Source organism: Alloactinosynnema sp. L-07 (genome assembly GCF_900070365.1).
Lineage (GTDB): Bacteria > Actinomycetota > Actinomycetes > Mycobacteriales > Pseudonocardiaceae > Actinokineospora.
In genome coordinates this window covers 6,613,618-6,636,467 of sequence record NZ_LN850107.1, presented here as the reverse complement: position 1 = coordinate 6,636,467, position 22,850 = coordinate 6,613,618, and the positions used below count along the sequence as shown (strand labels likewise).

The 22,850-nt window shown below is 68.3% G+C and carries 21 protein-coding genes, 1 tRNA gene and 1 pseudogene; 13 read left to right on the top strand and 10 right to left on the bottom strand.

Going from position 1 to position 22,850, the window contains the following annotated elements; genetic code table 11:
* Nucleotides 1-21: 21 nt before the first annotated feature.
* Nucleotides 22-3,567: a transcription-repair coupling factor gene (mfd, locus tag BN1701_RS30325; RefSeq protein WP_054054496.1), complete on the bottom strand. Its 3,546-nt coding sequence runs from the start codon at nt 3,565-3,567 to the stop codon at nt 22-24.
* A gap of 34 nt (nt 3,568-3,601) precedes the next feature.
* On the bottom strand, nt 3,602-4,993 hold the full coding sequence (gene tnpB / locus BN1701_RS30320; protein WP_054054494.1) for an IS607 family element RNA-guided endonuclease TnpB: 1,392 nt from the start codon (nt 4,991-4,993) through the stop codon (nt 3,602-3,604).
* Nucleotides 4,994-5,117: 124 nt separating this feature from the next.
* On the opposite strand from tnpB, the gene BN1701_RS30315 reads away from it, so the two are divergent.
* Nucleotides 5,118-5,702 carry a metal-dependent phosphohydrolase gene (locus BN1701_RS30315; RefSeq protein ID WP_054054492.1) on the top strand — a complete coding sequence of 195 codons (585 nt, stop codon included), beginning with the start codon at nt 5,118-5,120 and terminating at the stop codon, nt 5,700-5,702.
* Here the strand turns inward: BN1701_RS30315 and BN1701_RS30310 are convergent.
* The gene (locus BN1701_RS30310) at nt 5,692-6,453 is read right to left on the bottom strand and encodes an enoyl-CoA hydratase/isomerase family protein (RefSeq protein ID WP_054054491.1); all 762 of its coding nucleotides are present in this window, start codon (nt 6,451-6,453) and stop codon (nt 5,692-5,694) included. The two genes, BN1701_RS30315 and BN1701_RS30310, sit on opposite strands and share 11 nt — an antisense overlap.
* An 89-nt stretch (nt 6,454-6,542) precedes the next feature.
* Here BN1701_RS30310 and BN1701_RS30305 point away from each other — a divergent pair, with 89 nt between their 5' ends.
* Nucleotides 6,543-7,709 carry a sorbosone dehydrogenase family protein gene (locus tag BN1701_RS30305; protein ID WP_054054489.1) on the top strand — a complete coding sequence of 389 codons (1,167 nt, stop codon included), beginning with the start codon at nt 6,543-6,545 and terminating at the stop codon, nt 7,707-7,709.
* Here the strand turns inward: BN1701_RS30305 and BN1701_RS30300 are convergent.
* From BN1701_RS30300 to BN1701_RS30285, 4 genes are all read right to left on the bottom strand, one after another.
* Nucleotides 7,706-8,014, bottom strand: a complete 309-nt coding sequence (locus tag BN1701_RS30300) for a hypothetical protein (RefSeq protein WP_054054487.1) — start codon at nt 8,012-8,014, stop codon at nt 7,706-7,708. The two genes, BN1701_RS30305 and BN1701_RS30300, sit on opposite strands and share 4 nt — an antisense overlap.
* Nucleotides 8,015-8,225: 211 nt before the next feature.
* Nucleotides 8,226-8,693, bottom strand: a complete 468-nt coding sequence (locus BN1701_RS30295; RefSeq protein WP_054054485.1) for an SUKH-3 domain-containing protein — start codon at nt 8,691-8,693, stop codon at nt 8,226-8,228.
* Nucleotides 8,694-9,003: 310 nt separating this feature from the next.
* Nucleotides 9,004-9,603 (bottom strand): TetR/AcrR family transcriptional regulator, encoded by a 600-nt coding sequence (locus tag BN1701_RS30290; protein WP_172803441.1) that lies wholly within the window; start codon nt 9,601-9,603, stop codon nt 9,004-9,006.
* A gap of 258 nt (nt 9,604-9,861) precedes the next feature.
* Complete coding sequence (locus BN1701_RS30285; RefSeq protein ID WP_054054483.1) at nt 9,862-10,812, bottom strand: acyl-CoA desaturase; 951 nt, start codon at nt 10,810-10,812, stop codon at nt 9,862-9,864.
* 301 nt (nt 10,813-11,113) lie between these two features.
* Between BN1701_RS30285 and BN1701_RS30280 the strand changes: the two genes are divergently transcribed.
* The 4 genes from BN1701_RS30280 to BN1701_RS30265 all read left to right on the top strand — a co-directional run bounded on the left by BN1701_RS30280 (nt 11,114) and on the right by BN1701_RS30265 (nt 15,540).
* Nucleotides 11,114-11,184: transfer RNA gene (locus BN1701_RS30280), tRNA-Gln, on the top strand.
* 64 nt (nt 11,185-11,248) lie between these two features.
* The gene (locus BN1701_RS30275; RefSeq protein WP_067520955.1) at nt 11,249-12,991 is read left to right on the top strand and encodes a GGDEF domain-containing protein; all 1,743 of its coding nucleotides are present in this window, start codon (nt 11,249-11,251) and stop codon (nt 12,989-12,991) included.
* Between the two features lie 78 nt (nt 12,992-13,069).
* Nucleotides 13,070-14,563: a bifunctional UDP-N-acetylglucosamine diphosphorylase/glucosamine-1-phosphate N-acetyltransferase GlmU gene (glmU, locus tag BN1701_RS30270; RefSeq protein WP_054054481.1), complete on the top strand. Its 1,494-nt coding sequence runs from the start codon at nt 13,070-13,072 to the stop codon at nt 14,561-14,563.
* The gene (locus BN1701_RS30265) at nt 14,560-15,540 is read left to right on the top strand and encodes a ribose-phosphate diphosphokinase (RefSeq protein ID WP_054054479.1); all 981 of its coding nucleotides are present in this window, start codon (nt 14,560-14,562) and stop codon (nt 15,538-15,540) included. Before glmU ends, BN1701_RS30265 begins: the two co-directional genes overlap by 4 nt.
* Nucleotides 15,541-15,560: 20 nt before the next feature.
* On the opposite strand, the gene BN1701_RS34875 is transcribed toward BN1701_RS30265, so the two are convergent.
* On the bottom strand, nt 15,561-15,737 hold the full coding sequence (locus tag BN1701_RS34875; protein WP_082860156.1) for a DUF397 domain-containing protein: 177 nt from the start codon (nt 15,735-15,737) through the stop codon (nt 15,561-15,563).
* A 6-nt stretch (nt 15,738-15,743) separates the two neighbouring features.
* Nucleotides 15,744-16,586, bottom strand: coding sequence for a helix-turn-helix transcriptional regulator (locus BN1701_RS30260; protein WP_157368294.1), 843 nt, complete (start codon nt 16,584-16,586; stop codon nt 15,744-15,746).
* A 329-nt stretch (nt 16,587-16,915) separates the two neighbouring features.
* On the opposite strand from BN1701_RS30260, the gene BN1701_RS34870 reads away from it, so the two are divergent.
* From BN1701_RS34870 to BN1701_RS38360, 3 genes and pseudogenes are all read left to right on the top strand, one after another.
* Complete coding sequence (locus tag BN1701_RS34870) at nt 16,916-17,299, top strand: DddA-like double-stranded DNA deaminase toxin (RefSeq protein ID WP_082860155.1); 384 nt, start codon at nt 16,916-16,918, stop codon at nt 17,297-17,299.
* A gap of 494 nt (nt 17,300-17,793) precedes the next feature.
* A pseudogene (locus BN1701_RS38365) lies at nt 17,794-18,171 on the top strand (AAA family ATPase); the annotation flags it as partial.
* A 264-nt stretch (nt 18,172-18,435) separates the two neighbouring features.
* Nucleotides 18,436-19,068 carry a DUF4143 domain-containing protein gene (locus tag BN1701_RS38360; RefSeq protein WP_231949951.1) on the top strand — a complete coding sequence of 211 codons (633 nt, stop codon included), beginning with the start codon at nt 18,436-18,438 and terminating at the stop codon, nt 19,066-19,068.
* A gap of 24 nt (nt 19,069-19,092) precedes the next feature.
* Here BN1701_RS38360 and BN1701_RS30245 read toward each other — a convergent pair whose 3' ends face one another.
* Nucleotides 19,093-20,274 (bottom strand): MFS transporter, encoded by a 1,182-nt coding sequence (locus tag BN1701_RS30245; RefSeq protein ID WP_054054473.1) that lies wholly within the window; start codon nt 20,272-20,274, stop codon nt 19,093-19,095.
* A gap of 86 nt (nt 20,275-20,360) precedes the next feature.
* On the opposite strand from BN1701_RS30245, the gene BN1701_RS30240 reads away from it, so the two are divergent.
* The 4 genes from BN1701_RS30240 to BN1701_RS38050 all read left to right on the top strand — a co-directional run bounded on the left by BN1701_RS30240 (nt 20,361) and on the right by BN1701_RS38050 (nt 22,842).
* The gene (locus BN1701_RS30240) at nt 20,361-20,666 is read left to right on the top strand and encodes a helix-turn-helix transcriptional regulator (protein WP_054054471.1); all 306 of its coding nucleotides are present in this window, start codon (nt 20,361-20,363) and stop codon (nt 20,664-20,666) included.
* Between the two features lie 209 nt (nt 20,667-20,875).
* Nucleotides 20,876-21,490: a 50S ribosomal protein L25/general stress protein Ctc gene (locus BN1701_RS30235; RefSeq protein WP_054056253.1), complete on the top strand. Its 615-nt coding sequence runs from the start codon at nt 20,876-20,878 to the stop codon at nt 21,488-21,490.
* A 76-nt stretch (nt 21,491-21,566) separates the two neighbouring features.
* Nucleotides 21,567-22,142, top strand: a complete 576-nt coding sequence (pth, locus tag BN1701_RS30230; RefSeq protein ID WP_054054469.1) for an aminoacyl-tRNA hydrolase — start codon at nt 21,567-21,569, stop codon at nt 22,140-22,142.
* Nucleotides 22,143-22,152: 10 nt separating this feature from the next.
* Nucleotides 22,153-22,842 (top strand): DivIVA domain-containing protein, encoded by a 690-nt coding sequence (locus BN1701_RS38050; protein ID WP_067520953.1) that lies wholly within the window; start codon nt 22,153-22,155, stop codon nt 22,840-22,842.
* Nucleotides 22,843-22,850 lie beyond the last annotated feature (8 nt).

Sequence of the window (22,850 nt, the reverse complement as noted above, 5' to 3'; positions counted from 1 at the left end):
ACAGCGCCCCGCACGATCGGGTTACACCCCCGCGGCCGCCGGGGTGACGGTCAGCGAGTCGAGGAACTTGGCGCACCAGTCGAGCAGCTCCCGGTCGCGCAGCACCGGCGCCCCGATCCGGCCGCCCGCGGCGCCCTCGGTCGGCCGGGGCACCGTGATGGTGTCGGTGACCGCCTTGTGCACCGCCTTCGGGTACAGCCGCTTGAGCCGCACGAGCTGCGAGTCGCGCAGCGGCACCGGGGCGAAGCGCAGGTTGCTGCCCTGCGCGATCACCTCGGTCACCCCGTGCGCCCGCGCGGTCTGGCGGAAAGCGGCCACGGCCAGCAGGTTGACCACCGGGGTCGGCGGCTCGCCGTAGCGGTCGACCAGTTCGGCCCTGACCGCGTCGAGCCCGGCGGCGTCCGGGGCGGCGGCGAGCTTGCGGTAGGCCTCCAGGCGCAGCCGCTCCCCCGGCACGTAGTCGTGCGGGATGTGCGCGTCGACGGGAAGGTCGACGCGGACATCGGCCAATTCCTCCTCGTCCTCGGTGCCCGGCGCGCCCGCGTGCTTGCGGAACGCCTCGACAGCCTCGCCGACCAGCCGGATATAGAGGTCGAAGCCGACGCCCGCGATGTGGCCGGACTGCTCGGCGCCGAGGATGTTGCCCGCGCCGCGGATCTCCAGGTCCTTCATCGCCACCGCCATACCGGCGCCCAGCTCGGTGTTCTGCGCGATGGTGGCGAGCCGGTCGTGCGCGGTCTCGGTGAGCGGGGAGTCCTGCGGGTAGAGGAAGTAGGCGTAGCCGCGCTCGCGGCCGCGGCCGACCCTGCCGCGCAGCTGGTGCAGCTGGGCCAGGCCGAGCATGTCGCCGCGCTCGACGATCAGGGTGTTGGCGTTGGAGATGTCCAGGCCGGTCTCGATGATCGTGGTGCAGACGAGCACGTCGTACTCGCGCTCCCAGAAGCCCTGGATCAGGTGCTCCAGGCGGTCCTCGTTCATCTGGCCGTGCCCGGTGACCACGCGGGCCTCAGGCACCAGCTCGCGCAGTCTGCGGGCGGCCTTCTCGATCGACGAGACACGGTTGTGCACGTAGAAGACCTGGCCGTCGCGCAGCAGCTCACGCCGGATCGCGGCGGCGACCTGCTTGTCGTCGTAGCCGCCGACGTAGGTCAGGATCGGGTGCCGGTCCTCGGGCGGGGTCAGGATGGTCGACATCTCACGGATGCCCGCCAACGACATCTCCAGGGTTCGCGGGATGGGCGTCGCGGACATGGTGAGCACGTCGACGTGGGTCCGCAGGGACTTGATGTGTTCCTTGTGCTCGACGCCGAAGCGCTGCTCCTCGTCGACGATCACGAGGCCGAGGTCCTTGTAGCGGATGCCGGTCTGCAGCAGGCGGTGCGTGCCGATGACGATGTCGACGCTGCCGTCGGCGAGCCCCGCGAGGGTCTGCTCGGTGTCGGTGCCGTGGGTGAACCGCGACAGGCCCTTGACCGTGACCGGGAACGAGTGCATCCGGCCCGCGAACGTGTTCAGGTGCTGCTGGGCGAGCAGGGTGGTGGGCACCAGGACGGCGACCTGCTTGCCGTCCTGCACCGCCTTGAACGCCGCGCGCACCGCGATCTCGGTCTTGCCGTAGCCGACGTCGCCGCAGATCACCCGGTCCATCGGGACGCCGCGCATCATGTCGGCCTTGACCTCGTCGATGGCGGCGAGCTGGTCGATGGTCTCGGTGAACGGGAAGGCGTCCTCCAGCTCGCGCTGCCACGGGGTGTCCGGGCCGAAGGCGTGGCCGGGGGCGGCCTGGCGGGCGGCGTAGAGCTGGACCAGCTCCGCGGCGATCTGCTTGACCGCCTTCTTCGCCTTGGCCTTGGTGTTCTTCCAGTCGGAGCCGCCGAGCTTGTTGAGCGTGGGCAGCTCGCCGCCGACGTAGCGGGAGACCTCGTCGAGCTGGTCGGTCGGGACGAACAGCCGGTCGCCGGGCTGGCCGCGCTTGGAGCTGGCGTACTCGAGGACCAGGTACTCGCGGGTCGCGTTGGCGATCGTGCGCTGGACCATCTCGATGTAGCGGCCGATGCCGTGCTGCTCGTGGACCACGTAGTCGCCGGTCCGCAGCGCGAGCGGGTCGACGGCGTTGCGGCGCCGGGACGGCATCTTCGCCGACATGTCCTTTGTGGACGTCCCGGCGCGGGCGCCGGTCAGGTCGGACTCGGTGAGCACGACCAGGTCGCCGACGATGAAGCCGTCCTCGATGGCGCCCTTGACAACCGTGACGACACCCGGAGCTGGGACATCCAGGAGGTGCTCGACGAAGGTGGCGGCGACCTCGGCCTCGGCGAGCTGCTCGACGGCGCGCTTGGCCGTACCGGTGCCGGGGACGACCAGGACGGCCCGGCCACCCGTCGCGGTGTGGGCCCGCAGGTCGGCGAAGGCGCGGTCGATATCGCCGCGGTAGGAGTCGACGGCCCGGATGTCGACTACCACGGCGTCGGCGTCGGTCAGCTGGGAGAGGGTCCACCACGGGTGGTCGCCGTCGCGGGCGTGCGCGGCGACGTCGCCGAGGTCGCGGTAGGCCGACGCGCCGAGGTCGATCGGGGCCTTGCCGCCGCCCGCCGCGGCCATCCAGGAGGCCTCCAGGAACTCCTGGCCGGTGCGGACGAGGTCGTGGGCGCGGGTGCGGATCTTCTCCGGGTCGTTGAGCAGCACGTGGGTGCCCGCCGGGACGACGTCGGTGAGCAGCTGCATCTCGCCACGGCACAGCGCCGGGATCAGCGCCTCCATGCCCTCCGACGGGATGCCGTTGGCCAGCTTGTCGAGCATCTCGTGCAGGTGCGCGTCGGCCTGGTGGATCTCGGCCAGGGCGGCGGCACGGGCGCGGACGTCGTCGGTGAGCAGCAGCTCGCGGCACGGCGGGGCGGAGATCTCGGCGAGTTCACCGGGCAGCGACCGCTGGTCGGCCACGGCGAACGAGCGGATCTCGCTGACCTCGTCGCCCCAGAACTCGACCCGGACGGGGTGCTCGGCGGTCGGCGGGAACAGGTCGACGATCCCGCCGCGCACAGCGAACTCGCCGCGCTTCTCCACCATGTCGACGCGGGCGTAGGCCAAGTCGGCCAGCCGGGCGACGACCTGCTCGAAGTCGTGCTCGGCGCCGACCTTGAGGTAGACGGGGGCCAGTTCGCCCAGGCCGGGGGCCATCGGCTGGATCAGGCTGCGGACGGTGGCCACGACGACCTTGAGCGGGCCGCTCTCCGCGGGATGGGCCAGCCTGCGCAGGATCGCGAGCCGCCCGCCGACGGTGTCCGCACGCGGCGAGAGGCGCTCGTGGGGCAGCGTCTCCCAGGACGGGAAGTTCGCCACGACGTCACGGCCGAGCAGGTCACCGAGCACGGCGACGAGTTCGTCGGCCTCGCGGCCGGTGGCGGTGATGGCGAGGACCGGACTCTTGGCGCCCTCGGCCAGCGCGGCCACGACGAGCGGGCGGGCGGCCACGGGGCCCGCGAGGTCGAGCGCCGGGGCACCGGCGGCGTCGGTGATGGCGGCGACGTGCGGGAGGAGGACTTCGAGGAGCGGGTGCAGCGGAGCCATCGAGATCCTTTGCGGGGCAGAACGGACAGACCGTTCACGATACGTGCGAAAGTGTGTCGTGAGCCGCCACCTTGCGGTGCGGCGTTGGCCCGGCCTGGTGGCCGGGTCTTCCCGTGGCGATACCCGTTGCCCGCCTTGTGCGGGTCTGACATGGGTTTCCATCGGGCTCGTTTCGTGTCGCCCCGCAACTCGGGGAGGACATGCCACCAGCGATCTCGGCCACGAGCTGGGCGAGGTTGCGGGCGGCGTTGAGATCGCGATCCAGCGTGTGTCCGCACTGGTCGCAGTTGTAGGTGCGTACGGATAGGCGCGGTTTGGCTTTTACCGCGCCACAGTCCGAACAGGTCTTGGAGCTGGGATACCAGCGGTCCGCCAGGTGCACACGCCCACCGGCCCAGCCGGTCTTGTACTCGATCTGACGGCGTAGCTCGCCCATGGCTGCCCCGGCGATGTGCCGGGCCAGGCGACGGTTGCGCAGCATGCCTGCCACGTTGAGGTCTTCGACCACGATCACGCTGTGGGTGCGGACCAGGTGCGTGGACAGCTTGTGCAGCCCGTCGCGGCGGGCGTCGGCCACCGCTGTGTGCACGCGGGCGATCCGGGCCTGGGTCTTGCGCCACCGCACCGACGGAGCCCGCAGGGTGCGCCGATCCGGGCCGGTCCGACGCGCTGCCTGTCGCTGCGACCGCCGAAGTCGCCGCAACGCCACGTCGAGGTGCCGGGGGTTGGGGATGACCTCGCCGGTCGAGAGCACCGCCAACGACGTGACCCCGAGATCCACCCCCACGACGAAGTTCGATCGGGCGGGGGCCGGGTCGTGGCGGTCGATCTCGACGGAGAACGAGCAGAACCACCGCCCGCCTTGATGGGTCACAGTGGCCGAGCGGATCCGGGCGGTCCCGCGGGAGACGTGACGGGCCAGTTTCCTGGTCGATTCGAGGGTGCGGATGACGCCGACGCGGGGCAGCTTCACATGCCTGCGGTCACCGTCGACCAAGCCGAACGCGCCGGTGGTGAACCGGCACGACAACCCCGCGCGTTTGCCTTTGAACCTGGGGAACCGGACCTTCGGGCCCTTGCGGGCGCCCTTCTTCGAAGCGTTCCAGTTGCCCAACGCGGCAGCCAGGTTCGCCAACCCCGAGGAGTACGCCTCCTTCGAGTTCTCCGCCCACCACGGTGCGACCACGCCCTTGGCCTGGTTCCAGCGCTTCCGCAGGCCGTAGGCAGACCACGTCACCGACTGCGTCGGTTCGGCGTCCGCCACCCCATACGACATCTCGGCCCGGCGCTGGTCCAGAGCGGCCTTAATCAGGGCAAGACCCCAGTTGTAGGCATAACGCTGCGCACCACAATGCGACCGAAACACAGCCACCTGGGCCGCTGTCGGGTCCAACGCGAACCGGTACGCCTGCACCACGATGCTCATCACCGCGAACCGTACCGACCACCACCGACACAATCTGTCACCGCACCGGGATCCCGACTTGCACCAACCCGACCTCTAACCTAAGGCCTGGCACCGACAACGTCGCACGAATACGGTCGAGGCCATGGATCTGTTCGCCCGGCTCGGGCTTGCTTCGTCGCTGCGGTCGGATCTGATGGCCCGCTGGTCGGAGCCGCATCGGACGTATCACGGGGTAGCGCACCTGGACGCGGTCCTGCGGCACATAGATGAGCTGGCCGACCACGCTGATTCGGCGGACCTGGTCCGTCTGGCCGCCTGGTTCCACGACGCGGTGCACTTCGGCCTGCCGACCGATGAGGAACACAGCGCTGGGCTGGCCGAGGTTCGGCTGGGCGGGGTGTTGGATCCCGCGTCGGTGGCGGAAGTGGCGCGGCTGGTCCGGTTGACAGCGGGTCACGTGACTTCGCCCGGAGACCGGAACGGGGAGGTGCTGTGCGACGCGGACCTCGCGATCCTGGCGTCGCCGGATTACGACCTGTACGTGGCGTCGGTGCGGGAGGAGTACGCGGCGGTGCCGGACAAGCTGTTCCGAGCCGGTCGGGCGACGGTGTTGCGGTCACTGCTGGAACTGCCCGCGCTGTACCGGACTGCGCAAGCGCTTGCGCAGTGGGAGGCGGCGGCGCGGGCGAACCTGGAGACCGAGTTGGAGAGCCTGCTCAGAAACTAGGCGTGCGCTTGTCCAGGAACGCGCGGACGCCCTCCGCGTAGTCCGCGCTTTCCGCGGAGTCCGCGTAGAGGGCGTGGACGGCGTCGTCTTCCTCGAAGTTCCCTGCCGTGATCCGGCCGATGATCTCCTTCGCCCCGCGGATGGTGACCTGGGAGCGAGTCGCCATGGTGTGGGCCAGTTCGGTGGCGCGCTTGACCACGTCACCGGCCGGGTGGAGTTCGTTGACCAGGCCGACGCGCAGCGCGGTGGCGGCGTCGATGATGTCGGCGGTGAAGAGGATCTGCTTGGCCCAGGCCGGGCCGACGGCGTCGACCAACTGCTTGGTCGACGGCAGCATGTAGACGATGCCCAGCTTGGCCGGGGTGATCCCGAATTTGGCGTCGTCGGCGGCCACGCGCAAGTCGCAGGCCAGGGCGATCTCGCAGCCGCCGCCGATGCAGAAGCCGTTGATGGCCGCGATGGTCGGCTTGGCCATGCCGGTGAGCGCGTCGGTCGCGGCGTGGATGGCCTCGGCGTAGCGGCGCGCACCCGCGGCGTCGGCGCGGAGTTCGGCGAACTCGCTGATGTCGGCGCCCGCGGAGAAGTGCTCGTCCCCGCGCAGGAGCAGCACCCGCACGCTGTCGTCCGCGGCGACCTTGGCGACCAGCGACGGGATGGCGGCCCACATGTCATAGCTGAGCGCGTTGCGCTTGGCCGGGCGGTCGATGACCAGCGTCGCGACCGCGTCGGCGATGTCCAGCCTCAGATTCACCGGTCAACCCTAACCGCCGGTCGGTCCGATCCGCCCGAGACGAGAGTCACCACACGGCGGCCAGACAGCGGGACGGGCATCCTTGGCACATGCGCGCTGTGCTGCTCGCCACAGTCCTTGTCGCCGGCTGCACGACGTCCGCGGGCACGGGCGAAGTGCCATCGTCCTCCACCGTCGTCGTCCCCAGCAGCGCGACCGCGCCCGGGTTGAAGATCGAGACGGTCGCGGCCGGACTCACCCACGGGTGGGACATCGGCTTCCTGCCGGACGGCAAAGTCCTCGTCACCCAGCGAACGGGCGACATAGCCCTGCTGTCATCAGCCAAGCCCGGCGCGACCGTGACAACACTCAAGGCGGACACGTCGACGGTCATGGTCCGCGGCGAGGGCGGCCTGATGGGCATGGTCGTGCACCCCGACTTCGCGTCAAGCCGCGAGTTCACCACCTGCCAGACCCATTGGGAGAACGGCGAACCCCGCGACGTCCGCCTCGTCACCTGGCGCCTCACCGAGGACGAGAAGGTCGCGACCAGGGTCAAGGAACTGCTCACCGGACTCCCGGTGGCCGCGAGCGGCCGACACTCCGGCTGCCGCCCGACCCTGGCCGCGGACGGCGCGCTCCTGGTCGGCACCGGTGACACGGCGCGGGCGTCGATCTCCCAGGACAAGAACTCGCTGGGCGGGAAGGTCTTGCGGATCGACCTGAAGACGGGGGAAGCGCTGCCTGACAACCCGACCCCCGGCTCGCGGATCTACACCCACGGCCACCGCAACGTGCAGGGAGTCGCCCTGCGCGCCAACGGCCAGGTCCTCGTCGCCGAACACGGCCCGAACAAGAACGACGAGATCAACCTCCTGCGTCCTGGCGCCAACTACGGCTGGGACCCGTCCCGCGGTGGCACGGTTCAGCGCTACGACGAAGACGTCCCGATGACCGACCTCCAGCGCTTCCCGAATGCGGTGCCCGCGAAGTGGCAGTCGGGCGAGACAACGGAAGCCATCTGCGCCGCGACGTTCCTGACCGGCGCCCAGTGGGGCCCGCTGGACGGTGCGCTTGTGGTGACAGCGCTCAAGGGCGCCAAGCTGATGGTGTTCACAATGGACGCTGAGGCCAACGTCCAGTCCGTCGCCATCCCACCGGAGTTCGCCGACCAGTTCGGCCGCCTCCGCGCCGCCCGAACCGCCCCAGACGGCGCTCTCTACGTCACCACCTCAAACGGAGACGACGACAAACTCCTTCGGGTAACACCACGCTAGACATCTGATGCGTCGACCCCGACACAGGCGACAACGAGATCGAACAGCTCGTAGCTCGCGTCAAGTATCTCCTGGCGAAGGGGACCCTCATACGCGTCGGCGGCCGCCTGCACTGACACCACCAGTTCGACTAGGACATTGGCAGCCAACCTTGGGATGCAGTCTCGTCCCGCCCATTCGACAGCGCAATCCTCTAGTGCGGATACCAGGCGTTCGAAGAGGTCCCGCCGGAATCCCTCGTTCGAGCGCAACGCGACGACAAAATCAGCCGACGTACGCGCGAGCCACTCTGCGGCATCCTTCATTTCCGGCCACCCTATCCATCGCTATTGCGGACGAAGATCCCAAGGAGGTCGATCGGCTGGCGCGATCAACCGCGCCGATCGACGAGCTTGAGAAGATCTCCCCGTAAACACAAACCGAACACGCAGCCGCTCGACACTCCTCCGCCACGTCGCGCCCTTCGAATTTGGGAAGGTCGACCTGCCAGTTGCCGCCGACCAGCGAAAGAACACCCTAACTGCGCTGAATACCAACCTGAACTATCGGCCGATGACTCCTGACAAGCACTTCAAGCGCCGATTCGAAAGTGGTTCCCAGCTCCAAGATCGGACCGTATCCCGCCGCGATCACCCGGCCGCGAGTCTCGACGAACACTGTGCTGTGACTAAGCCATGACCCGAGTGGAAAGTACGAGCCGCCCAACTGCTCCTCTACGTCCTCTGCCACGCTCCGACACCCCCACCCCTCTGCGGGATCAAAGACGAGCGGGTCATCATTGACGAAGTTGGGACCGTCCTGACGAACGGGCACGATCGTCAGACCATCGAGTCGCTCCAGAATCTCCCTTGCCAACGCATGATACGTGTAGCCGCCGTCTTCCAAACTCGCCCAACGCGCAGCATCGGTGTGGCGCTCCGGATACCAGCCTGCTTCTCGGAGAGCCCCGCTCACGTCGGGGTGCAGTGCCGTGAGATCGATCATTCGATGCACGCCCTAACTGTCCGAACTAAGATCGTCCTCAATGAGGTGACGAATTGAGATCTTCCGAATCCCGGTGCACGGCTGGCGTGGTGACTATAGGACAGCCACTCGTTCTCGGGGTCCGACCGGAACCGCCCGACCCAGTAGTCCGTTACCGCGCAAACGACGCCAGCGAAAGGTGCAGCAGGTCACTACCTGGCCAGGATCGCGTGGAGGCTGCACCAATACGTGTCCGGCAAATCTCCCGCTGGGAACACCCTTCAACGCCTCCTGCTGGCTGACGCAAGTGATCTTACGGGTCGCCCTGGTCTTAGGGGCGCTCGCGCAGCGTGGGTTTTCCCTCCAAATTGGACAACCCGTTCCAAGCCAGATTGACCAGGTGCGCCGCCACCTCGTTCTTCTTCGGCTTGCGCACCTCCAGCCACCACTGCCCCGTGAACGCCACCATCCCCACCAGTGCCTGCGCGTACAGCGCCGCCAGTTTCGACTCGTAGCCGCGTTTGGCGAACTGGACGCCCAGGATGTGTTCTACCTGGGAGGCGATGTCGTTCAGCAGGCTGGAGAAGGTGCCCGTGGCGGTGGCGACCGGGGAGTCGCGGACCAGGATGCGGAAGCCGTCGGTGGAGCCCTCGACGTAGTTCAGCAGGGCTCCCGCCGCCCTTTCCAGCAGCAGCCGCGGGTGGGCGTCCTCGGACAGTGCCTCGGTCATCCCCGACATCAGCGCGTGCATCTCGCGGTCCACGACCACCGCGTAGATGCCTTCCTTGCCGCCGAAGTGCTCGTAGACCACGGGTTTGCTGACGTTCGCCCGGTGGGCGATCTCCTCGATGGACGCGCCGTCGAAGCCCTTCTCGGCGAACAGCGCGCGGGCGATGTCGAGCAGTTGCTGCCTGCGCTCCTTGCCGGTCATGCGCACGCGGGCCACCGCGGGTTCCTCAGTCTTCGATACACGCCTCGCCACGGATCAACACTAGATGATTGATCCTGACTATCGCCTGGTATCGGCTGGTCCACGGCGTCGCTGCCAAGGCGCGGGGACAGCGCGCGTACCGGGTGTACGTGGCTGTTCCTGCAACGCGGGCAGCGGCGTCGTGGGCCAGTCGAGACCTGGTGATAGTCAGGGTCAATCATCTAGATGTCTGGGGCGGGGGCGCGAGCCGAGATCGGACTACTTGGCGGTGATCTTCGCCAGGCGTTGGGGCGTCGGCCACCGGACGTCGGTGACCCAGCCGAGCTTCTCGAAGATCCAGATCAGCCGGGCGGACGTGTCGATCTGGCCACGCCGCACGCCGTGGCGGGCGCAGGTCGGGTCGGCGTGGTGCAGGTTGTGCCATGACTCGCCGAAGCTGAGGATGGCCAGGGGCCAGAAGTTGGACGCCTTGTCGCGGCTGGTGAACGGGCGGTCGCCGATCATGTGGCAGATCGAGTTGGTCGACCACGTCACGTGGTGCAGCACCGCGATGCGCACCAGGCCCGCCCAGAAGAACGCGGTCAGCGCGCCCCACCACGACCAGGTGATCAGCCCACCGAGGACCGCGGGCAGGACCAGGGTCAGACCGGTGAGCACGATGAACAGGCGATTCACCCGAACGATGTCTTTGTCAGCCATCAGGTCGGGGGCGAAGCGCTCCTTGTTGGTCACGTCGTGGTCGAAGATCCAGCCCATGTGCGCGTGCCAGAACCCTCGGGCCAGCGCCATCGGGGACGTGCCGAACAGCCACGGCGAGTGCGGGTCGCCCTCGCGGTCGGAGAAGGCGTGGTGGCGGCGGTGGTCGGCGACCCAGGTGATGGGTGGGCTCTGCACCGCCATGCTGCCCATCACCGCGAGGGTGATCTTCAGGCCGCGGTTGGCCTTGAACGAGCCGTGGGTGAACAGCCGGTGGTAGCCGACGGTGACACCCAGGCCGGACAGATAGAAGAAGAACACCGCGAGGACGACGTCGACCCACGTCAGCCCCCAGCCCCACGCGAAGGGCACCGCGGCGACGAGCGCGGCGAACGGCAGCAGGATGAAGATGTAGACCGCGATCCGCGTGGCCAGGTTCCGCCTGCCCTCGATGATCGGTTTGGGCCCGCCTGCCGTGCCCGCGCCGCTGGACGCGTCGACCGTGGTCGTCATGTCTTCCCCTCTCCATACCCGGGCTGTCCTACGGCGCCGTAACTTACGCAAGCGTAAGGATTCGCGGCCCGTACACGCCAGCGCCCTCCGCTGTTATTCGGGGTATGCCGGGCCACGGATGCCGATGATGTTGAAGGACGCACCAACGCTGCGCATCCGCCCGATCACTGGAATACCCACCTTGTGACTCCGATAACACCCGATCGGACGCGAGCGTGAACCAATCCGCCGGGTACTGCTGCCTGCCAGGCGACACCCATGCCACGATGTCCCCATCGAGCGGTGGTGGGATCGCTCGCGATCCGCCGTGGTGTAAAGGCAGCACCTTGGATTTTGGTTCCAATGGTTCAGGTTCGAATCCTGGCGGCGGAGCACAGCCGAGAACTTTGGATGGGTGGCGAAATACCGGACCTCGAAAAGGGGTGCACCAACCTACGTGGACGACGAGCAGCGGGGCGACGGTGACCTGCCCGCGTTGGAGGAGCGCTCCGACGCCTGGCTGGTAGGTCGTGCCCGGGAGTTGCTCGCGGTGATCCAGACCAGCCCGGTCCAGGAGCGCCTGCGGCACACCGACGAGGTCGACCGACTGCTCGCCGAGGCCCAACACCGGGGCGAGCCCAGGATGGTCGCCCAACTGTTGCGCTCCGCGGTCGCGGTCCGGGTGGTCAACAACGAGTTGGCCGACTCCGCGGAACCCCTGCTCGACGAACTCCTCGCGCACACCCGCAGGCACGGCCTGCTCGTGCTCCAGGCCGACGCGCACGCCCTGCGCGGACGCAGGCTGCTGCTGGCGGGCGCCGAGGACGCCGCGCTCACCGAGGCCGCCGTCGCCCTGGCCATGCTGGACGAGGACATCACCCCGGACGTCATGTTCGGTGGGCGCACCTGGGACATGATCATGGCGTCCACCCTGATGGACATCGGCACCGTGCTCACCCAACTCGGCGTCTACGAGGTCGCCGACCAGGTGATGAGCCGGGCGCACAAGTGCATCCGGGCCAGCGCGGGCCCGCACCTGATCGCCGTGCACCTGATGAACCGCGTCCGCCTGCTGCTGGGCTGGGGCCTGCGGCTGGAGCGCATCGGCGAGGACGAGCGCGCGGGCGAGCGGTTCGCCACCGCCGCGGCCATCGCCGTGGCGGTCGAGGCGCCGTTCCGGGAGTCGCTGTTCCCACGCGACCCGACCCGCTCGGCCGCCGACCAGAACCCGATCGTCGGCGCGGCCCTGGCGCTGGCCCAGCCCGCGGCCGCGCACATCAACCGGCTGCGCTACCTGCTCGACTCGCAGAGCTACCCGCGCGAGCTGGTCATCGTCGCCATCGCCCTGGCCCGCTGCCTGGAGCACGAGGGCCACGAGGAAGAGGCCGTCGAGGTGCTGGCCGACGCGCGGTCACGGATGTATCGGGAAGCGGCCGAGCCGACGCTGCGGCTGTGCCTGATCCGCGAGTACGCCCGGCTCTCCGGCCCCGAGGGCGGCTCCCGCACGACCGGCGCCCTGGAGCACTACGCGACCGAGCTGGAGGGCCAGCTCTGGGACATGCGCGAGTCGCGCATCGCCACGCTGAACACCCGCCGCGAGCACGAGCGGCTGTCCCGAATGCACGGCGCCATCGCCCGGCAGGCGCTGCAGGACCCGCTCACCGGCCTGCCCAACCGGCGCGCGCTCGACGAGCGGCTCGAACAGCTGTCGACCTCGCCGACCAACCACCCGCTGGCCATCGCCCTGGTCGACCTCGACGGGTTCAAGGGCGTCAACGACCGCATGTCCCACGCCGAGGGCGACGACGTGCTGCGGGTGGTCGCCAGCACCCTGCGCGACGCGCTGCGCGGCAGCGACATGGTGGCCCGCTACGGCGGCGACGAGTTCATCGTCCTGCTTCCCGGAGCGCCGCTCTACGCCGCCGAGGCCGCCCTGCGGCGCGCGGTCACCTCGGTCGCGGGACTGCCCAACGACCTGTCACACGGAGTGACGCTGTCGATCGGCGTGGTGTCGCTGCGCCCGCAGGAGACCGCCGTGCGCGCGCTCGCGCGCGCCGACGCGGCCATGTATCAGGCCAAGCGCGGCGGCGGAAACGACATCGTCGCGATCACCGCGGGCGAGGCCGACGCGGAGGACTCTGGCACGCGGCTGGTCGCGTCTGTGGATGACCGTTCGTGGGTGCTGCCGGAGACAACGTAGGATCGACTCCCGGCCGGAGTCGTCCCGTTCGCCGGAGCCGACCCGCGCATGACCGCTGTTACGACGCGAGGGAGAGCGATGTCCGCGAGCACGGCCGAGGGCACTGCGCCAGGCCAGGTCAGCACGGTGATCCTGGCCGCGGGTGAGGGCACTCGGATGCGCTCGGCGACCCCGAAGGTGCTGCATCGGGTCGCGGGTCGCCCGCTGGTCGAGCACGCCGTGCGGGCCGCCGACGGTCTCAAGCCCGAACACCTGGTGGTCGTCATCGGCCACGGCCGCGACGCCGTGGGCGCCCATCTGGAGTCCTTGGCCCACGTGTTGGGCCGCGAGGTCACCGTCGCGGTCCAGGAGACGCAGGACGGCACGGGCCACGCGGTCGCGTGCGGCCTGGCCCCGCTCCCCGAGCTGACCGGCACCGTCCTGGTCACCTACGGTGATGTTCCCCTGCTCGACACGGCCACGCTCAATGGTCTGCTCGACGCGCACACGGCAGGCGGCAACGCGGTGACGGTGCTCACCGCCAACGTCCCCGACCCGACCGGCTACGGCCGCATCGTGCGCGACGCCGACGGCGCGGTCACCGCGATCGTCGAGCAGAAGGACGCCACGGCCGAGCAGCGGTCCATCACCGAAATCAACTCCGGCGTCTACGCCTTCGCCGCCGAGGTCCTCACCGACGGTCTGTCCCGGCTGTCCACCGACAACGCCCAGGGCGAGCTGTACCTCACCGATGTCCTGGGCATCGCCCGCGGCGACGGCCGCCGCGTCGGTGCCCTGGTGTGCGACGACCCGTGGCTGGTCGAGGGCGTCAACGACCGGGTGCAGCTGGCCAGGATCGGCGCCGAGCTGAACCGCCGCGTCGTCGAGGGCTGGATGCGCGCGGGGGTGACGATCGTCGACCCGGCCACGACGTGGATCGAGGCCGAAGTCGAACTCGCCCGCGACGTGCTCATCGAGCCGAACGTGCAGCTGCGCGGCGGCACCACGATCGGCGAGGGCGCCACCATCGGCCCCGACACCACACTGACCGATGTCATCGTCGGCGCGGGTGCCTCGGTCGTGCGGACCCACGGGTCGAGCGCCGAGATCGGTGACTCCGCGACCGTCGGCCCGTACGCGTTCCTGCGGCCCGGCACGAAGCTGGGCGCCGACGGCAAGATCGGCACGTTCGTCGAGGTCAAGAACTCCGAGATCGGCGCGGGCTCGAAGGTCCCCCATCTGTCCTATGTGGGCGACGCGACCATCGGCGAGCACAGCAACATCGGCGCGGCCAGCGTGTTCGTGAACTACGACGGGGTCAACAAGCACCGCACCGTCGTCGGCTCGCACGTGCGCACCGGGTCGGACAACATGTTCGTGGCACCGGTGACGGTGGGCGACGGCGCCTACAGCGGCGCCGGAACCGTCATCCGGCGCAATGTGCCGCCGGGCGCCCTGGCGATCTCGGGCGGCCTGCAGCGCAACATCGACGACTGGGTGGTCCACCGCCGCCCGGGTACCGCGGCGGCCGAGGCCGCGGAACGGGCCAAGGCCCGCAAGCTTGACGAGAAGAACAGCGAGGGCAGTTCATGAGTATCAAGGCCGGGGTCCCCAAGAAGAACCTGATGCTCTTCTCCGGCCGAGCTCACCCTGAGCTGGCCGAGGAAGTCGCGAAGCACCTCAACGTGAGCATCACGCCGCAGTCGGCATACGACTTCGCCAACGGCGAGATCTTCGTCCGGTTCGAGGAGTCGGTCCGCGGCTGCGACGCGTTCGTCATGCAAAGCGCGTGCGCCCCGATCAACCAGTGGATCATGGAACAGCTGATCATGGTCGACGCCCTCAAGCGGGCGAGCGCCAAGCGGATCACCGTGATCATGCCGTTCTACCCGTACGCGCGGCAGGACAAGAAGCACAAGGGCCGCGAGCCCATCTCCGCGCGCCTGATCGCCGACCTGTTCAAGACCGCGGGCGCCGACCGGATCATGACGGTGGACCTGCACACCGCCCAGATCCAGGGCTTCTTCGACGGCCCGGTCGACCATCTCTTCGGCCAGACCCTGCTGTCGCGCTACATCAAGGACAACTACCCTGCCTCCAACATCACGGTCGTCTCCCCGGACGCGGGCCGCACCAAGCTGGCCGAGAAGTGGGCCGACGACCTCGGTGGCACCCCCATCGCCTTCATCCACAAGACGCGGGACCCGTTGCGCCCCAACGAGGTCGTGGCGAACCGGGTCGTCGGTGAGGTCAAGGGCAGGCTGTGCGTGGTGATCGACGACATGGTCGACACCGGCGGCACCATCGCCAAGGCCGTCCACCAGTTGCTGGACGAAGGCGCCACGGATGTCGTCATGGCGGCCACCCACGGCGTGCTGTCCGGGCCCGCTCGGGAACGGCTGTCGGAGTCCGGGGCGAAGGAAGTCATCTTCACCAACACCCTGCCGATCCCCGACGACAAGCGCTTCCCGCAGATGACAGTCCTGTCGATCGCCCCGCTCCTGGCGCGGGCGATCCAGCAGGTGTTCGAGGACGGCTCGGTGACCTCGCTCTTCGACGGCGACGCCTGATTTCGCGGACCTGGGACGGGCTAGCGCTCGTCCCAGGTCACCGCGTCGATCAGGGGCGACCAGGCGTCGTCCGGGAACCGGAGCATGCCGCCGTCGGGGTTCTTGGAGTCCCGGACACGGACTGTGGCGGTGTAGGCGACCTCCACGCAGTTCACCTCGGAGCCGCTGAAGCTCGACTTCCGCCACTCTCCGTGCATCCCGTTTCAGCCCCGTTCGTAGTCTGCCGCCAACATGGTCAGAAACTTCACCGTATCGGCTGAGTCCAGCGCGAACCTCATCAGCTTAGCAGCGGCGTTATGGAACAACTGAGTGTGATCAGGAGCGTCCAGGAAGCCCGCGACCGCCAGGTTCTCGAAGAACACGATAGGCGGGTCCTGCCGGAACCCCATCGTGATGAATGAGCCCGGATTCGGATATCCCCACCGCCGGAACGGGATCACGTGGATATCGATGTTCGGCTGCCACGCCCGATCTATCAGCCACTTTACTTGCCGAACCATCGACTCCGATCCGCCTTGAGTCCGCCGCAAAGCGGCTTCCTCGATGACGGCCGTATACCTCGGCGCGGTACGTGCGACGAGGACCTTCTGGCGCTCCAACCGCGCCTTGACTCGCGCGTCCTGATCCGCTCCTGTGACGCCTTGGGTGGAGTGGACGGCTCGCGCGTACTCCTCGATCTGCAAGAGTCCGGGGACGTAGTCGAAAGATACGTCCATCAGCGAGGTCGCGCGCGCCTCGAAGGTAGCGAAGGGTCGGAGCAGGCGTGGCAGACGGTCACCCGCTTCCAGCCATTCCGGCGCGTCCAACCTGTCGGCGAGTTCCATGATGCGCTTCCGCTCGTCCCCAGTGACCTCGTAGAGCGCCAAGAGCCCCGCGATGTCGGTGATCGGAGAAAGCCGTTTGGCGTTCTCCGAGCGATTCAAGGTCGGCGCGGAAAGGCCGATCCCGAACGCGGCCTCCTTTGTCGTCTTCCCGGTCCGCTCACGAGCGGCCGCCAGTTCCATTCCCAAAGCCCGCATCCGAGCGGGCAACCGGTTGCTGATCACCCACACATGAGACCACCTGGCCCATAATCCGCAACGCGCACAATCGGCTGAACCATTTCACCAACCGAAACACCCGAGCGTCCATCCATGCTTGATCACGTGGCCGTCGATCAGGTGGCAGCACGGCTCAGGGTTGTCCTCGCCTCGATCGATCAGGCCAGACGCGGCATCGCCACGGCGACCACGCTGCTCGGCGACGCGTCGAGCGCGCTCGGCGGCGCCATAGCCACGACCGCGGCGCCTGATGCCACGAACGATGGGCATCCGGAATCGGCACGGCGACCATTACCCCGCGGCCGCCGCTGTACAGCGACGACCTGCCGCCACGGGTGCTCCGCGGCAGGCGCAACGCGCCGATGACCGGTCATATCGAGGTCGACGGCCGCGACTACGGCACGCTCAGCGCGACCCATCAGGACACGTGGACAACAGAGGTAGCCCAGCGAATACGGGCGCTGGGCATGCCTGCGGACGCGCTCAACGTCAAGAATCATGTCGAGATGAAAGCCGTGGTCGCGACGGTGAGGTCGGGGGCACGAAATGCCCGAGTGATCATCAACCACGCGCCTTGTGGTTCAGAACCACGCGCGCCGATAGGGTGCGAGCAGTACCTCCCCGTGTTCATTCCAAAGGGTTGCAGCGTCACAGTCCTGGGAACAGACGCGCAAGGCAACCTGTTCCAGCAGACCTACCTAGGCAGGGCGCCAGCGTGATCCCCGACATCCTCGAAGCGTCGTCCATTCACGCCGACGACATCCCGGCCGCGACGGATCTGCCCGGGTTGATGCGCGACCTCAATTCCACAGGTGTCGACATCCCATGGGCGTGGTCGGTGTCGACCGGCCCAACCGACCCCTTGTCACACGAGCGGAAGACACTCACCGTCGGAATCAACAACACCGTCGGCGTCCTCGTCTGGGCAGCCGGGTCCACCCGCCGCGTGCCGACCATTGGAACGGGCGAAGAATGGCAGACCTACTGCCTCGCCGGGATGTACGACATACCTGTCCCCCCGCACGCCGAGGTAACACTGGACACCGTCTTCACGTCGCCGAATTCCTCGACACCCGGAACCTGCCGACCTCGGTCACCTGGCAACCGGTCATCGAGTAGCGACACCTCACAGGGAGTCCGATAATCTGCTAACGGTAGCCTAGAACCTAGGCTAGAAGTAGCGTAGATGAGCTGCTATCGGTAGCATAGTGCTGTGAGTAGCTACTTGTCACGGACTGTCGACACCGAGCTCGACGACCTGGTTCCCGGCCTGTCGGCAATTGCCCTTGAGGGGCCCAAGGGTGTGGGCAAAACCGCGACCGCCGAACGGCGATCGCGAACCGTCTTCGCCCTGGACGATCCCGCGAAACGGGAGTTGCTCGAGGCCGATCCACAACGGCTGGACCGTGCCGAACCTCCGGTTCTGGTGGACGAGTGGCAGCGGCACCCCGCCGTGTGGGATTGGGTGCGCCGGAGTGTGGATCGCGATCCGAGTCCCGGGCGATTCCTGTTGACCGGCAGCGCGACGCCGGTCAACTCGCCGACCCACTCTGGGGCAGGGCGAATCGTGCGAGTGCGAATGCGCCCGATGAGCCTGGCTGAGCGGGGCTCCCAGACGCCATCGGTAAGTCTCTCGGACCTGCTCCGAGGAACGCGCCACACCGTCGACGGTGAGACGAGCGCAAGTCTGCCGTGGTACACCGACGAGATACTCCGTTCGGGCTTCCCCGCCATACACGGGCTGCCGGAACGCGCTCGGCGTGCGCAACTCGACGGATATCTCCAACGAATCGTTGAACACGACTTCCCCGAGCAAGGCCACCGGGTTCGGCGGCCCGCTACCCTGCACGCTTGGTTGACGGCCTATGCCGCGGCGACGTCCACCACGACGTCGTACAACGCGATCTTGGACGCGGCGACAGCCGGGGAGAGCGACAAGCCTGCCAAGACGACGACCATCGTCTACCGGGACGTCCTCTCGCAGCTATGGCTGCTGGATCCCGTGCCGGGGTGGCTGCCGAGCTTCAACCACTTCACCCGCCTTGCCCAGGCGCCCAAGCATCACCTCGCTGATCCCGCGCTCACCGCCCGCCTTCTCGGTGCCACCCAGACCTCACTGCTCACCGGTGTGGCCACCGGGCCGCTGGCGCCTCGGGACGGCGTGCTGCTCGGCGCGTTGTTCGAGTCGCTGATCGCCTTGAACCTCCGCGTCTACGCGCAGGCCAACGAGGCGAGCGTCCATCACCTGCGCACGCGCAACGGTGACCATGAAGTCGACTTCATCATCCAGCGGGCTGACCACAAGGTTGTCGCGATCGAGGTCAAACTCAGCCAAACCGTCGATGATTCGGATGTCGCGCACCTTCGGTGGCTGGGTGATCGGCTGGGACCGGATCTTTTGGACGCGGCGATCATCACGACCGGTTCGCACGCCTACCGCCGGGCGGACGGCGTCGCCGTGATTCCCGCGGCACTCCTCGGGCCATAGCGGTGCGGCGCTACGGGCTCGCCGTCACCGAGGACTAGCCACGAGTTCAGCCGGGACCACATTGGCGCGGTGGCGTCGAGCCGCCAGCACCGCCATGAGGATCGACGCCACCGCGAGGATGCCCGCGAAAGGCGGCAGAGCCATCACGCCCGCGTTGTCGATCACTATTCCGCCGAATACGCCCGACAGGCCCGCGCCCAAATAGATCGCCGAGGCGTTCAGGGAGAGCAATAGGCCGCTGTTCACCGGGGCCAGTTCGATCAGCCAGTTCTGGATCGGCGGGTTCACCGACCACGTCGACATTCCCCAAAGGAACATCGCCACCCCCGCCCCCGCGACCGTCGTCGCCGTCACCGGCAAGGTCAGCAGGATGGTGATGATGATTCCGAAGGTCACCATCAGCGGCTTGATGCTCCCGAACCGGTCGGTCAGCCGCCCGCCCAGCGCGTTCCCGATCGCCCCGCCGACGCCATAGGCGAACAGGAGCAGGCTCACCGTCAGCCCATAAGCCCCGGCCGACGAAGCCAAGAACGGGGCGATATACGTGTAGACGCTGAACGCCGACAGCACCCCCAGCACGCTCATCGCCAGGACCAATAGGACCGTCGGGTTGGCGGCGACCGCGAACCGCTCGCGCATCCCGACGACCGGGGGCGGAGCGACCTGGGGCACGTACACCAGGACGCCGACGGCCGCGAGCACGGAGGCGGCCGCGACCAGGGCGAAGACCTCGCGGAAGCCCATGACGTCACCCAGCAGGCTGCCTGCGGGGACACCCAGGATCAGGGCGAAGGTCAGGCCGCTGAACACCGTGGCGACCGCCTGACCGCGCTTCTCCGGCGGGTTCAGCTCGGTCGCCACGAGCGTCGCGGCTGGGGTGAACACGGCCGCGCCGAGCGCGCTGATCACGCGGGCCACCAGGAGGAGCGAGTAGGTGGGCGCTACCGCGGACAGCGCGTTGCCTAACGCACTCACCCCTAAAGCTGTGACCAGCAGTTTTCTTCTGTCCCAGCGGCCGGTGAGCGCGGCGAGCAAGGGTGCGCTGACGGCGTAGGAGAGCGCGAAAGCCGTGATGAGCTGGCCCGCGGTCGTCTGCGAGACGTGCATCTCGGCGCTCACCGCGGGTAGGACGCCCGTGGCGATGTATCCGCTGGTTCCGACCGCGAAAGCGCCTCCGGCCAGCAGGTAGGTCCGTGCGGACGACATGGGACTCCCGGAGGCTCGGCGGCAGTTCGATGTTGAACGTACTACGAAACTTGGCGATAGTTCGATGAACTTCGTACCATCAGGACATGACAGAGCTGCCCCACCCCGACCGCGACGAGATCCGGATCGCGGCGGTCCTGCACGCCCTGGCCGACCCGATGCGCCTGCACATGGTGCGTGAGCTGGCCAAACTCGGCGAGGGCGTGGCCTGCGGCACGATCGAGCTGCCCATCGGCAAGTCGACCAGGACCCACCACCTGCGGATCCTTCGCGAAGCGGGCGTCACTTGGACAGTCCCGGCGGGCACCTCGCGGATCACCTCGCTGCGCCGCGACGATCTCGACGCGCTCTTTCCCGGGCTGCTCACCGGGATCCTGGCGGCCCGGAAATAACGGCCCGACGACCCCGGTTCGACCGGGCCGTGGGCTTTGCGTAAACTATCCGGGTTGCCTCGGCGAGGCGGGCATCGCGCCTGGCGTGATCGACGTGGCGGTTTCGACCGTACGTTTATTCATGCTCTCCGCGCCCCACGCCGCAGGCTGCCGCCCCGACTGAGAAGTCGCGCCCCCGCCGCATCATGATCAGCAAGGAGAGCACCACCGTGTCCGAGGTACGTCTGGCCGCCGAGCAGCGCACGGAGTTCGGCAAGGGCGCAGCGCGCCGCACCCGTCGCGCAGGCAAGATTCCCGCCGTGCTCTACGGACACGGTTCCGACCCCAAGCACCTGTCGCTCCCCGCGCTGGAGTTCGCCCGCGCGGTGCGCGAGCACGGCAGCAACGCCGTCCTGACGCTGAACTTCGGCGACGGCGCGGAGCTGGCGCTGACCAAGACCATCACCACCCACCCGCTCAAGAACTACATCGAGCACGTGGACCTGCTGCTGGTGAAGCGCGGCGAGAAGGTGACCGTCGACGTCCCGCTGACCATCACCGGCGAGGCCGCGTCCGGCACCCTGCTCACCCACGACCTGTCTGCCCTGCAGATCGAGGTCGAGGCGCTGCACATCCCCGACGGCATCGAGTTCTCCATCGCGGGCGCCGAGGCCGGTACCCAGATCCTGGCGGGCGCCATCGCCCTGCCCGCGGGCGCGACCCTGGTCACCGACCCGGAGGCCCTGGTCGTCGCGGTGAACGCGGCGCCGACCGCGGAGCAGATGGACGCCGACGGTAGCGAGGCTCCGGCCGCGGCCGCCGAGCCCGAGGGCAACGAGGGCTGAGAAACCCTCCGCTGATCATCCCGGTGCCCCGGTCCAGTCATCCTGGGCCGGGGCACCGGCGGTTTTGGGAGCTGAGATGACCGACGCGCCGATGATCGTCGTGGGCCTGGGCAACCCCGGCCCGCAGTACGATGGCAACCGGCACAACATCGGATTCCTGGTCGCCGACGAACTCGCGGCCAGGGTGGGCGGCAAATTCAAGGGCCACAAGGCGGGCGCGGACGTGCTGGAAGGCAGGCTCGCGAACACCCGGGTCGTGCTGGTCAAGCCGCGCACCTACATGAACCTCTCCGGCGGCCCGGTCGTGGGTACCGCCAGGTTCTTCAAGGCACCGCAGGAGAACCTGGTCGTGATCCACGACGAACTGGACCTGCCCTTCGGCGCGGTCCGGCTCAAGCTCGGCGGCGGCGAGAACGGCCACAACGGCTTGCGCTCGATCACCAAGTCGCTGGGCAGCAAGGAGTACCACCGCGTCCGCTTCGGCATCGGCAGGCCCCCCGGCAGAATGGACCCGGCAGACTACGTCCTGCGAGACTTCGCCCCGGCCGAACGCAAGGAACTCGCGTTCGAGATCGACCGCTGTGCCGACGCGGTGGAGGCCCTGGTCAGCCAGGGCCTGGAAGCCGCCCAGAACGCGTTCCACGCATCCTGAGGGAGTCGACATGACGCTGAGCCCCGAGTCCGTGCGCGCGGTCACCTTCGACAAGGCACCGTTCGGCAAGCGCGGCTACAACGAAGGCCAGGTGGACGACTTCCTCGACCGGATCGAGGCCGCCCTGACGGGTTCGGACGCCCTCACCGCCGACGATGTGCGGTCCGTGGTCTTCGACCCCGCTCCCCTGGTGAAGCGCGGGTACCACGAGGACCAGGTCGACGCGTTCCTCGACCAGGTTGTGGCCACGCTGTCGGTCCGGTCGGACCAGGACCCGAACACCGAGGAGATCCCCCCGGTCGTACCGCCGGAGGCAGTCGAGACGACGGCCCCGGTGTCCGAGCCGCCCCGCCGCCACCAGGCACCGGATCCCGCACCGGAACGGCGTCCCGCCAGGGTGGAGCAGCGGCCTGTCCCCAATGAGCCTTTGGACGAACGGGTGACGCCGGGCGGGGATGTGTTGTTCCTGCCACTGCCACCCGCCCCGCCTGGCGTTCGGGGCTACCGACCGGGCGATGTCGAACGCCTTGCGCGGGCACTGTTCCATGCGGCGACCAGCTACGACGGCAGACCGTCAGCGGCGGAGATCGCGAACTTCCGCCTCACCCAAACGTTCTTCGCAGGCCAGGGCTACCACCCGGCAGCGGTCGACGCCATGATCGACGTCTGGGTCAAGGAACTACGCCACCGCGAAAGCTAGAAACCTGC